This is a genomic window from Lactobacillus hominis DSM 23910 = CRBIP 24.179, assembly GCF_000296835.1.
GTDB lineage: Bacteria > Bacillota > Bacilli > Lactobacillales > Lactobacillaceae > Lactobacillus > Lactobacillus hominis.
Genome location: NZ_CAKE01000002.1, coordinates 227,088 through 239,830, shown reverse-complemented (window position 1 = coordinate 239,830; position 12,743 = coordinate 227,088). Strand labels below are relative to the sequence as shown.

Below are 12,743 nucleotides of genomic sequence, written 5' to 3'. Positions count from 1 at the left end.
GTTTTTTATGAAAGCCAAGATTTCAAATTTGTCTTATGCCTTCGGGGCATTTGGAAATGATGTCTTTTATGCGACATTATCGACGTATTTCATTGTTTTTGTGACAACGCACTTATTTAAAGCTGGCGATAGTCACATGATTTTTATGATTACTAATTTAATTGCGATCATTAGAATTAGCGAGGTCTTAATTGATCCCTTGATTGGAAATGCGATTGACCGAACAGTCACTCCTTGGGGAAAATTCAAGCCTTGGGTAGTTGCAGGTGGCGTAATTAGTTCGCTTGCTTTATTGAGTTTATTTACCAATTTAGGTGGCTTAAATAAAACTTCGCCAATTATATACTTAATTTTATTTGCTATTTTGTATTTAGTAATGGATATCTTTTATTCTTTTCGCGATACCGGATTTTGGTCAATGATTCCAGCACTATCTTTTGATTCAAGACAACGCGAAAAAATTGCGACAGGTGCTCGCATTGGTTCAACAATCGGAGCAAATATTGTCGGCGTTGTAATTATGCCACTAGTTTTATTTTTTTCAGCTAATAAAACTAATCCTAACGGCGATCAACAAGGTTGGTTTTGGTTTGCGTTTTTGGTAGCATCTATTGGAATTTTATCTGCTTTGGCAGTCGGTGTTGGTACGCACGAAATTAAATCTAATTTACGACAAAACAAAGAAAAAACCACTTTAAGCCAGGTTTTCAAAGTCTTAACTAAAAATGATCAACTAATGTGGTTAGCCTTGTCATATTGGTTTTATGGCTTGGGAGTAAATACTTTAAATTCATTGCAACTGTATTATTTTTCTTATATTTTAGGAAATACGCATGGCTATACGGTCTTATATAGCATCAATACGGTAGTTGGCTTAATTTCAGTTACGCTATTTCCATCCTTAGCACGAAAATTTAATCGCAAGCGTTTATTTTATATTTGTATTTTGACCATGCTAGCAGGAATTGGCGTATTTTCTCTAGCGCGTGGATCTTTAGCAATTGTTTTACTAGGCGCAGAATTATTTTTTATTCCGCAGCCATTAGCATTTTTAGTGGTCTTAATGATCATTTCCGATGCGGTAGAATATGGTCAATTTAAAACAGGTCACCGCGATGAAGCTTTGACTTTATCTATTCGCCCATTAGTAGATAAATTAGGAGGAGCATTATCTAATTGGTTCGTATCTTTAGTAGCAGTACTGGCCGGGATGACAACTGGTGCACGGATGCAGGATATTACGGGACATGAACAATTGATTTTTAAAATATGCATGTTTGCTTTCCCAGCAGTTATGTTGCTAATTTCGGTAACAATTTTCGCTAAAAAGATTTGGCTTACCGAAGATAAACATGCAGAAATTGTTGATAAATTAGAGCAGCTTTTTACTAAAGAGCATGCTAAGCAAAAAGTTAAAAGCGATTCTTTTGTTTTAAAAAGTCCGATTACTGGTACATTGCTTTCTTTGAAAGATATTAGTGACCCTACTTTTGCTAGTGAAGAAATGGGATATGGCTTTGCAATTATTCCTAAATCAGGCAAAATTTATGCTCCATTTAGTGGAATAATTAAAGCAGTAGCTCCGACGAAACATTATGTGATTTTAGAAAAAGATAATGGTCTGCTTTTGTTAATTCACGTGGGGCTTGGGACAGCTAAATTAGATGGAACTGGCTTTGTGAGTTATGTGAATAGTGGCGATTATGTAAAAGCAGGAGATGAAATATTAGAATTCTGGGATCCAGTAATCAAAAAGGCTGGGTTAGATGATTCAGTAATTGTTACAATTATTAATTCTAAAAAGTTTAAAAACTGCGTTTTGCAGCAAGCCTATGGCTCAAAAATTGAAAAAATGGAAACTATTTTTAAATTAAAGGCGGTAGAAAATAATGAAAAGTAGAAGAACTCGCGCTGACTTATCATGGTTAGAAAATCCAGAAGTCTTTGCTGTTAATACGCTGCCTGCTCATTCAGATCATGTGGTTTATGAAAATGAGCAGCAATTAGTAGAACAAAAATCTTCACTAATCCAAAATTTAGATGGAGTATGGAAAATTGATTATGCTCGAAATATTGCTTTATGGCCCAAGAATTTTTATGAAAAAGATTTTGACGATAGTGGATTTGGTTTTGTTAATGTGCCTGGTAATTTAGAATTGCAGGGTTATGGCAGGCCGCAATACGTCAATGTTCAATATCCTTGGGATGGACATGAAAAATTGCGTCCGCCTTTTATTCCGACCAAAGAAAATCCTGTTGCTTCGTATGTACGTTATTTTGATTTAAATGCAGGATTAAAAAATAAGAGAGTAAACTTGCGCTTTGAAGGAGTAGCTACTGCAATTTATGTTTGGTTAAATGGAAAATTTGTTGGCTACGGCGAAGATTCGTTTACGCCAAGTGAATTTGATATCACGAATTTTTTGCAAGAAAAAAATAATCGTTTATGTGTTGCAGTATTTAAGTATTCTTCGGCATCCTGGATTGAAGATCAAGATTTTTGGCGCTTAAGTGGGATTTTTCGCAGTGTAGAGTTAAGAGCTAAGGCTGAGCTGCATTTAGAAAATATCCAAGTGACGCCAACTTTGTCGAATAATTTAAGTTCGGGTCAATTGAAGACAGATATTGAGTTAGATGGCGCTATTGAAAATGGTAAGTTTATTTGCGAGTTGCTTGATCCAGATAAAAAAGTTATGCGAAAAGCTGAAGTTGCAATTGAAAATAAACGCCTGCATTTAAACTGGCGCAAACTGCAAGTTCTTGCCTGGAGCAGCGAAGAACCTAATCTGTATTTCTTACGCGTCAAGCTATATCTTAAAGAAAAATTGCAAGAAGTAAGTGAGATCCAGTTGGGCTTTCGCAACTTTAAAATGCGCGATGGGATCATGTATCTTAACAATAAACGCATTGTCTTTAAAGGTGTTAACCGTCACGAATTTAATTGTCAAAATGGTCGCGCTATCAGCAAGCAAGATATTTTATGGGATCTAAAAACCATGAAACGCAACCACATTAATGCGGTCAGAACGTCGCATTATCCAAATCAGACTTATTTTTATGACATGTGCGATCGTTTAGGTATCTACGTAATTGATGAAACTAACTTAGAAAGTCACGGCACTTGGCAGCAAGTGGGGCGAGAAGATGCAACTTATAATGTTCCAGGGAGTAAAAAGAGTTGGTTGGCACCTTGTTTAGATCGAGCAAATAATATGCTCAGACGTGATTATAACCATCCGTCTGTTTTGATTTGGTCATGCGGTAATGAATCTTATGCAGGCACTGTAATCGCACAGATGGCAGAATTTTTTAGAAAGAGCGATCTGCATCGCTTGGTGCATTATGAAGGAGTTACGCATAATCGCAAATTTGATCAAGCTAGTGATATTGAAAGCCGAATGTATGCTAAGCCTGACGAAATTAAGGAGTATCTAACTTCTGATCCAGTTAAGCCGTATATTTCCTGTGAATACATGCATGCCATGGGTAATTCCGTCGGTGATTTAAAATCTTATACTGATTTAGAAAAATATCCCCAATATCAAGGTGGCTTTATTTGGGATTTTATTGATCAAGGGATAGAAAAAGATGGACATTTATTATATGGTGGGGATTTTGATGATCGACCTAGTGATTATGAATTTTGTGGTGATGGTTTAGTTTTCGCAGATCGTAAAATTTCACCTAAAATGGCAGCTGTCAAAACTTTGTATAATAATGTGCAGATGACTTTGAATGGTAAGACTTTAATAGTTGATAATAAGAATTTGTTCATTGATTTAAAAAATGAAAAATTTATAGCCCAAGCTATGGTAAATGGCCAAGTCATCTGGGAGCATCCTTTAGTTGTTAATGTTGCAGCAGGAAAAAGTAAGACTTTTGCAATTAAATGGCCAAAATTTAATTTGAAATCAAGCGATGAATTAGTTTATGAAGTAAAAGAAAGCTTAGCTAAAGATACTTTATGGGCTAAAGCAGGTTATTCGTTGGGTAAAACACAATTTATAGCCCAACGCGCAATGCACGAGTTTAATCCGGCAGGATGCGGCAAGGTAATTGATAGTGATTATAATTTAGGTTTTGCGGGGCATAATTATCAATTCCTATTTTCTAAAGAAAAAGGCAGTCTAGTTTCGCTCAAGTACGGTAATGTTGAATTTTTGCAATCGCTTATTAAACCAATATTTTGGCGTCCTTTGACAGATAATGATCGTGGCGCACGTTATGGCTTTGAAATGGCGAAGTGGGAAAATGCTGGAAAATTTGCTCAACTAAAAGATCTTGAAACTGAGCAGACTGAAAAGTATTTTGAAATTAAGGCTTATTTTGAATTGCCAGTTGCCTTAAAGAACGATTTAACAATTAGGTATCGCATCGACAAAAACGGCAAAGTAAATATCAAGGCTGTTTTTCCAGGAGCTCTAGCAGCAGGAAAATTACCACTTTTTGGATTAGAATTTGCAATTCCAAGTGCTTTTAATAATTATCAATATTATGGCTTTGGACCTCAAGAAAGTTATGCAGACCGGTTAGCTGGTTCATATTTAGGAGTTTATTCTGGAAAAGTTTCTAATAATTTTACGCCATATTTACGTCCTCAAGAAAGTGGCAATCGTAGCAAGGTGCGTCAATATAACCTGTTTAATGCATCTGGAAACGGAATCGCTATTTGCAAAAATGAAACTAGCTTAAATGTTTCAGTATTGCCTTATTCAACTGCTCAAGTCGAAAACGCTAATCATTCATTTGAATTAATTCCACGCAATTTTACTTATGTAAGAGTTATTGCCAAGCAAATGGGAGTTGGTGGCGATGACTCATGGGGCGCGCAAGTTCATCCTGACTTTATTTTGGATGCTCAAGATGAGTATAGTGTAGACTTTACCTTGGCACCGTTTTTTAAGAATTAATGGTAAAATAGTTTAGTAAATAAAATCTATTTTACTTATTAAAGAGGATGCCATGGCAACTATTAAAGATATCGCAAAAAAGGCTAATGTTTCGTCGGCGACAGTATCAAGAGTACTTAATTATGATCGCAGCTTATCAGTAAATGATTCAACGCGTAAAAAGATTTTTCAAATTGCGGAACAGTTGCACTATGACAAAACTAAGCGCCATTATAAAAGAAAACTAAAAAAGATTGGCGTTGTGCTTTGGTGCGATGCTGCTCAAGAAATTAAGGATCTATATTACTATTCAATTCGCAATGGAATTGAAAATGGAGCTAGTTTGCAAAATTATCAAAGTCAAGTAATCTATGATGGACAAAGTCTGGAATCACTAGCTGATTGCGTAGGCATAATTGTGATCGGTTATCAACAATATTCTCAAAAACGTCTGCAAGCAATTTTTTCTTATAAAAAGCCAATGATTTTTGTGGATGCAGATACCTTAGATCCGGGCTATAGCTGCGTAGTACCTGATTTTCATGCTTGCACGAGACAAGTTATTGATCATTTTCTAAAACATGGGCAAAAAGATATCGGGATGCTGGCGGGTGATCTTTCGTCAAACTACGATAAAGAGAATTTAATTGATTTTCGTTTTCAGGATTTCAAGAATTATCTTACTCAATTAGGACTCTTTAATTTAGATAATGTCTTTGTGGGACAGTTTACTCCTGAAAGTGGCTATAATGCACTTAATGATGCTTTAGATAAAAATAAGAAATTGCCCCAAGCTTTAGTGGTAGCAAACGATGCCATGGCAATCGGCGCTTTAAAAGCCTTGCGTCAGCACCATTTACGTGTACCAGAAGATGTTAGCCTAATTTCATTTAATGATACGACAGCTGCCGAATTTGCTAATCCAGCTTTAAGCAGCGTACATGTCGATACAAATGAAATGGGCAAGCTAAGTGTCTGCGTCCTTGAAAATATTATTGAAAATGACTTTAAAGAAGCCTTTAAGACGGTTGTTAAAACAAAAGTCATTCTGCGTGAAAGCAGTATTAACTAAAAAAGCACAAAAGAAAAATGGTAAGACTAAAATTTGGTTAGTCTTACCATTTTTTGCAAATATGCAAAATTTTAAATTATTTTTCTAAAATTAAGCAAGTGAGTCCCAAGCTGGAAGTGGAGTAGGAGTGCTGTCAGCAAGCTTTCTTTGTTCATCAGTTAAGTATTGCTTGTGGACAATGACTTCGTAAACGTAATCGTTGAACCAGTCATCGCTCATAGTGAAGTAGCCTTTACGGCCAGACTTTTCGCCCCATGAGTTTTCAACTTTCCACTTACGAACGTCACCTTCGTGATCTAAGTCAACACCAACTAAAGTCATAGCGTGAGTTACAGCACCTTCGCCAGTAGCTAAACGATCTTTTTTGGACATCTTAGTGTCAACGTTGAATAAATCATCAGTCTTATATAATTCGTCGTCTAAGAAACCGGTCTTACGATCCATTTCCTTCAAAACGTCATTACCAAACCAAATGCTTTCGCCATTTTTTAATTGCTTGATAGCAGCATCTTTTAAGTATTCCATTGGTACGTTTAAGAAAGTAATTGGAATACCGCCTTCAACATTGTCTTCAAATGGAAGTGAGTAAAGCTTGCCATATTCATGATCAGGTGCATTAGTTAAGCAGACGTAATCTGAAAAGTCGAAGTCTTTCCAGTATTCGTTAAAGAATTGAACTGGAGTTAAGCCTTTTTCTAAGTGAAGTTTCTTATCATCGTCTCTGAATTCCAAGTCAAAGCTCTTAGGTGGTTCACCTACTGCAATAGCAGTCATGCGGTAAACTTCGCTCAAGAATTCCTTACGTTTTTTCTCAACTTCATCCAGCTTACCTTCGTTAACTAATTTACGTAAGACTAAGGCATCTTTTTTCTCTTTGCGGGCTAAAGAGTCTGAAAAGCCAGAAGTGTGGTTTGTGTTAAAGGTTTCTGGCATTGCATTAGTTGGAACTACACCATATTTTTTAACTAATGAAGCAGCCATTGCCCATTGACCGCCGTCAGTACCAGCAAAGTTTAAGTAAGCTTTCACAGTACGGTCGTCTAAAGGCTTGTCAGCAGTATCAATAATCATATCGTAAAAGATGTTGGCACGCTCAATTTTATCCCAGAAAAAGTTATAAGCTTGAGATAAGGTGAAGTTCTTGTAGTTGTTCTTTTCACCAAAGTAGTGACGCAAAGTGTTCAATGTTGCAAATAACCAGCAGCGACCTGATTGTTGTTGGTTAGTAACGTTGTCAGTCTTAACTTCAACTGAGAAAACATCATTTAAAGTTTCTTCAACCTTAGGATTAAATGAAGCTTCTAAAACACCAGAACGCATTGCAGCACGAGAAACAACGTCATTTCTTGAATTATCAAAATCATTGCGGAAATCTTCTATTTCTTGAAAAGTTAATTCGTGAGACATATTTTATACTCCCCTTTTTAATTTATTTATAATCTTATATTTAATATTCTACCGCAAGTTTTTGTCTTAATATAGAAAAAGATATTAATAAAAACAATAAATGTTAAAATTTTGCATATATGCAAGGCGTCATGGACCTGAAATAACTCGCTTGTTATAATTGGGCTGAGTTTCATAAAAATAAATTAAAGATAGGGAAGTAACGATAATGCATAAGAAATTTTTATTATCATCAATGACATTGCTAACAGCATTTTTAGCTGTGGGATGTTCTAATAATTCAGCTAAATCAAATAATAGCGATGTTAAATCTAGTCAAACCAGTAAAAAGAGCCATAAGGTTAAAAAACATAAAGAAAAAAGCGAGCAAGATATGAATAGTAGTGATACTACTTCAAGTAAAGAATCTTCCACTAGTCAAAATAGTAATTCGAATAATTCAAACAATTCTAATACACAAAATAATTCAAATTCGAATAATTCAAATTCAAATACTAACAAAAATAACTCACAAAACACTGGTGCCCAACCTGCTATTAGTCAGATTTTTCCAATAGTAGTAAATGACACAATTAAACGTGACGAATACCCATCTGGCACTACTCAAGCTGATTTTGTTTTGAGAAATTATGGCAATGGCGTATATGCTGTAGCTGAAAAAAAGACTGGCACAGTTGTTAACAACTACATGGTTAAGAATGGTAGAATATACTATCAAGATGTAGCTACGGGAGCCAGTATCCCGCTAAATTAGGATAGTAGGTAAAAATGGTTTATTTTCAAAAGATGACGCCGGAAGGTTATAAGCAAATTGAAGATGAAATTGCTCGTTTAAAAAAGGATCGTCCAAGACGAATTAAGATTTTGCAAGAAGCAAGAAGTATGGGTGATTTGTCAGAAAATTCAGAGTATACAACCGCTAAGATGGAACTTGGTCATTTGCAAAGTAGACTGCGTTATTTAGATAAACAACTGCGCTATGCCGAAATTATTAAGCCAGATAGCACTGGGAAGATTGATTTAGGAAGTAGCGTGCAATTGCAGTTTGAAGATGATGATGAAGTCCAAGACTACAAAATAGTCGGTCGCATGGAAGCCGATTTAGCAGCAGGTAAGATCTCTTTTGATTCGCCACTTGGTCAAGCTTTAATGAAAAAGCAAGCGGGCAATGTGGTTGAAGTTGAAGCCCCTGCTGGGAGTTATCAAGTGAAAATAATTTCAGTTAGATAAACATAAAAAGACGCAGTAAAATTCTGCGTCTTTTGGTTTATCTTGGACTTATCTTCTTAATTAATCAACGGTAATATTGTTGCTGTTGTCTTGGGCACTTTGCTTTGGCAAGGTGACAGTCAAGACGCCGTTTTCATCTTTAGCAGTAATTTGCTTAGCATTGACATCAGGTAGGTGATAACTTCTTTGAATTCTGCCAATGCTTCTTTCTTCATGAATGACAGTGCCTTTTTTGTCATCAAGATTCTTGAAGGCCTTACGACTTCCGGAAACAGTTAAAGTTCCATTATTGTAAGAAACATTGATCTCATTTTTGTCCATGCCTGGCATATCGATTTTGACGATATAATCCTTATCAGTTTCTGCAACATCTGATTGCATAATATTTTTGATTGAACTGTCGTCAAAAAAGTCTTTTGGAAAACCAAACCAGTCATTTAATTGATCAATCATTTCGTGGTTACGACTCTTCATTAAATCATTTGCCATTCAAAAAACTTCCTTTCTCTAGAATATCTTCATTTTCTACACTTCCTATTGTAGTAGCTTATTTTTAAAATTAAACTATTTAGCACTCTGAAGCATATATTGCTAAAAATTTGTTATACAAACATAAAACGGATCCCTAAGGATCCGTTTTTATTATTAAAATAAGCTATTAATAAATTATTCTTCTTTGCCCAAATCTTCACCATTTGAAGCAATGACATTCTTGTACCAGTAGAAGGAGTCTTTTCTTGAACGCTTTAATGTGCCTTTACCATCATCATCTTTATCAACGTAAATAAAACCATAACGTTTAGACATTTGACCAGTACCAGCACTAACTAAATCAATGCAGCCCCATGGAGTGTAGCCCATTAAGTCAACACCGTCGAATTCAACCGCTCTTTCCATAGCAATAATATGCTCTCTTAAGTAGTCGATTCTGTACGGATCGTGGATAGAACCGTCAGCTTCAACTTTATCGTAAGCACCCATACCATTTTCAACGATAAATAATGGCTTGTGGTAACGGTCAGTTAAGAAGTTAAGTGCCCATCTTAAGCCTTTAGGATCAATAGTCCAGTTCCAGTCAGTTTGTTTTAGGTATTTGTTTGCGATGGTTACTGCAGGAATATCGATCTTGTCATCATCAATTGTCATCGTGTCAGCAGAAACGTTGTTTGATGAGTAGTATGAAAAGCCGACATAGTCAACAGTACCATCTTTTAATACCTGACGGTCTTCTTCAGTAATATCTTTACGATAGCCGTGTCTTTCAATATAGGCTTCTACAGCTTTAGGATATTCGCCCCAGCAGTGAACGTCTGAGAACCAGCTTCTAAATTGCATTACTCTTTGTGCTAATAAAACATCTTCTGGATCAGAAGTAGCTGGATAAAATGGAGTGAAGTTGATCATACAGCCAATCTTAAAGTTAGGATTAATTTGGTGACCCTTGATAACCGCAATTGCGCTAGCTACTAATTCATAGTGAGCAGCTTGAAACATTGTAGCTTCTGGATTTTCTTGTTCGTCTACGAAATAGCCAGAATTAGTCATTGTTTGGAATTTGCCAGCCCAATCAGCTTGGTTATCAATTTCGTTGAAAGTCATCCAATATTTAACGCTATCTTTGTAACGCTTAAAGCAAGTTTCAGCAAAACGTACATAAAAATCAATGACTTTACGGTTAGTAAAACCACCATATTTTTCTACTAAATGATATGGCATTTCAAAGTGGGCTAAAGTGATAACTGGTTCAATGCCGTACTTGTGGCATTCAGCAAATAAGTCATCGTAGAACTTTAATCCTGCTTCGTTTGGCTCTTTGTCATCGCCATTAGGAAAGATTCTGGTCCAAGCAATCGAAGTTCTAAAACATTTAAAGCCCATTTCAGCCATTAATTTAATATCTTCTTTATAGTGATGATAAAAATCAATAGCAGAGTGGTTAGGGTAATTCTTACCTTCTTTAACGCCGTGAGTAATTTCACGTGGTTTATCAACGCTACCAGCAGTCATTACATCGGCTACTGAAACGCCTTTGCCATCTTCATTCCAAGCACCTTCTAATTGGTGAGCAGCAACAGCGCCACCCCACAAAAATCCTTTTGGCATCTTATATCCAGTCATAAAATAATACTTCCTTTCGAAAAAAATTATAATTATTTTTTGTATTACTCTTGAAAGCACTTACATTTTAGTATATTATACAGGTGTTGTCAAAATTGTTTAGGAACAATTTAGAAAGGAAAGAAACAATATGATCAAAACAGATCCAGAACTTGAAGCTAAAAAGCATGATATGAGCGTCCGCTCAATGTATTTTAGTCGCTATCTGATGATTAGATATTTTTCAGCGGCCTATGTTTTTACTAATCTATTTTGGTTTATATTTGCGATTTCCTATCGTGATATTGTTGCTTCAATCGTAGCAGGAATTTTACTAGCTTTAATTCTAATTGCTTCTATTGAGCAAGCTGGCAAGTGGCATAAAAAAGATACTGATCTGAAATTTACAACTTTATACTATGGAGTTCAGTTGATTTTTAACGTGCTTTTGGCTACTGCTTGCTACAGCCCACTTGGAAAGATGTTTTTCCCATTTATAACTACAATTGGGGTAGCGCATGTGATTTTTACAGTTTTAATTGCGGGTATTCTGGGATGCGTTTTAGTTTTGAAGAGAGTTCAAGCTATTCAAAGTGGAAAAGACAAATACTTACGAGCAATTAAGACATTTGAAAGAAATAGACAATAGACACAATTAAGAGGGGGATTATTATGTCAGATACTGCTAAACCTTCATTCAAGGATAATATGATGAAGTATCTCGGTAAGTTCTCTGGTTCACGTTTTGTACGTGCAATCATGGGTGCCGGATATTCAATCATTGCCTTTTCAATTATCGGATCAATGTTTTTAGTTTTAACTGTTTTGCCACAAGTTATTACTGCTAACTGGTTCGTAGAATTTTATAATGCAACTATTGGTCGTTTTAGTAACATGTACACTGTTATTTACAATGCGACAATGGGAATTATTGCTATCTTCTTTGCTGGATCATTTGCATATAACTATGCCGATATTTATCGTAAAGAAGAAAATTTGTTGCTTGATCCATTAAACGCTGTATTTTTAACTTTAATGGCTCTATTTATCACAGTTCCACAATTGATTTGGAAAAACGGTGCAACTATCTTTGTAGATATTTTAAAGAAAGGTAATGTTGTATCTGGTGGCTACGGTGTTTCTGGTTCTGGATTAACTAGAATCGGTGCTACTGGTATTTTTACTGGTTTGATTGTTGCCTGGTTAACTGTTCAAATTTACCGTTACTGTATGAAGCATAACTTGAGAATTAAGATGCCAGCTTCTGTTCCAGCCGGTGTTGCAAACTCTTTCTCAGCTATGATTCCAGGTTTCTTAATTGCAATTATTGTTGGAGTTATTGATGCAGCGTTAATTATTTTAGGAACTGATATTTTCCAAGTTCTTTACATTCCATTTTCATTTATTTCAGCAATTGCCGACACTTGGTGGGGATTCTTGATCGTTATCTTCTTTATCCACTTCTTATGGTGGTTTGGTATTCATGGTGCCACAATTACATCAAGTTTCTACCAAGCAATCGTTTTAGCAAATATGGCAGATAACGTAAAGGGAGGTTTTCACGTATTTGCTGGTGACCCAATTAACGCCTTTGTTACTATTGGTGGTTCTGGTGCTACTTTGGGTATGGCAATCTTTATTGCTTTCTTAGCTAGATCGCAACAATTGAAAGAATTAGGTAAATTGGAATTAGTTCCTGCTATTTTCAATATTAACGAACCTCTAATTTTTGGTTTGCCGATTGTTTATAATGTTAAATTACTTATTCCATTTATTTGTGCACCACTTGCTTCCGGTGCTGTAGGTTATGTCGCTATTGCAACTCACATGGTTCCAAAGATTAGTTTTCAACAACCATGGCCAACTCCTGTTGGTTTAAGTGGGATGATAGCTACTGCTAGTTGGCAAGGTTTTGTTCTTTCAGTAGTATGTGCTATCGTAGCATTTCTTGTTTGGTTCCCATTCATTAAACGTTATGACACTCAAATATATAAGAAAGAACAAGCAGATGCTGCAAAGACTGCTCAAAACTAATAAGTAAAAATAAA

Annotated in this window: 10 protein-coding genes; 7 read left to right on the top strand and 3 right to left on the bottom strand. The window is 35.7% G+C overall.

From position 1 onward, the window contains the following. Positions 1 to 7 precede the first annotated feature (7 nt). The 3 genes from BN55_RS02330 to BN55_RS02320 are packed head-to-tail and all read left to right on the top strand — an operon-like array spanning position 8 to position 5,961. Positions 8 to 1,900 carry a sugar MFS transporter gene (locus BN55_RS02330; protein ID WP_008470059.1) on the top strand — a complete coding sequence of 631 codons (1,893 nt, stop codon included), beginning with the start codon at positions 8 to 10 and terminating at the stop codon, positions 1,898 to 1,900. Continuing rightward, positions 1,890 to 4,910, top strand: a complete 3,021-nt coding sequence (gene lacZ / locus BN55_RS02325) for a beta-galactosidase, LacZ type (RefSeq protein WP_008470058.1) — start codon at positions 1,890 to 1,892, stop codon at positions 4,908 to 4,910. Before BN55_RS02330 ends, lacZ begins: the two co-directional genes overlap by 11 nt. Before the next feature lie 52 nt (positions 4,911 to 4,962). Further along, complete coding sequence (locus tag BN55_RS02320; protein ID WP_008470057.1) at positions 4,963 to 5,961, top strand: LacI family DNA-binding transcriptional regulator; 999 nt, start codon at positions 4,963 to 4,965, stop codon at positions 5,959 to 5,961. A 90-nt stretch (positions 5,962 to 6,051) separates the two neighbouring features. Here the strand turns inward: BN55_RS02320 and BN55_RS02315 are convergent, their stop codons facing one another. After that, positions 6,052 to 7,368, bottom strand: coding sequence for a C1 family peptidase (locus tag BN55_RS02315; RefSeq protein ID WP_008470055.1), 1,317 nt, complete (start codon positions 7,366 to 7,368; stop codon positions 6,052 to 6,054). 208 nt (positions 7,369 to 7,576) lie between these two features. On the opposite strand from BN55_RS02315, the gene BN55_RS02310 reads away from it, so the two are divergent. After that, positions 7,577 to 8,122 (top strand): hypothetical protein, encoded by a 546-nt coding sequence (locus BN55_RS02310; protein ID WP_008470052.1) that lies wholly within the window; start codon positions 7,577 to 7,579, stop codon positions 8,120 to 8,122. A gap of 14 nt (positions 8,123 to 8,136) precedes the next feature. After that, positions 8,137 to 8,598 (top strand): transcription elongation factor GreA, encoded by a 462-nt coding sequence (gene greA / locus BN55_RS02305; RefSeq protein ID WP_008470051.1) that lies wholly within the window; start codon positions 8,137 to 8,139, stop codon positions 8,596 to 8,598. Positions 8,599 to 8,658: 60 nt separating this feature from the next. On the opposite strand, the gene BN55_RS02300 is transcribed toward greA, so the two are convergent. Together BN55_RS02300 and BN55_RS02295 are read right to left on the bottom strand one after the other, a co-directional pair. Further along, positions 8,659 to 9,087, bottom strand: a complete 429-nt coding sequence (locus tag BN55_RS02300; protein WP_008470050.1) for an Hsp20/alpha crystallin family protein — start codon at positions 9,085 to 9,087, stop codon at positions 8,659 to 8,661. Between the two features lie 177 nt (positions 9,088 to 9,264). After that, a complete protein-coding gene (locus tag BN55_RS02295) occupies positions 9,265 to 10,716 on the bottom strand; it encodes a 6-phospho-beta-glucosidase (RefSeq protein ID WP_008470049.1) in 1,452 nt (483 codons plus the stop codon). A gap of 130 nt (positions 10,717 to 10,846) precedes the next feature. Between BN55_RS02295 and BN55_RS02290 the strand changes: the two genes are divergently transcribed. Together BN55_RS02290 and celB are read left to right on the top strand one after the other, a co-directional pair. Further along, positions 10,847 to 11,344 (top strand): hypothetical protein, encoded by a 498-nt coding sequence (locus BN55_RS02290; protein WP_008470048.1) that lies wholly within the window; start codon positions 10,847 to 10,849, stop codon positions 11,342 to 11,344. Positions 11,345 to 11,367: 23 nt separating this feature from the next. Further along, a complete protein-coding gene (celB, locus tag BN55_RS02285) occupies positions 11,368 to 12,729 on the top strand; it encodes a PTS cellobiose transporter subunit IIC (RefSeq protein ID WP_008470047.1) in 1,362 nt (453 codons plus the stop codon). Positions 12,730 to 12,743 lie beyond the last annotated feature (14 nt).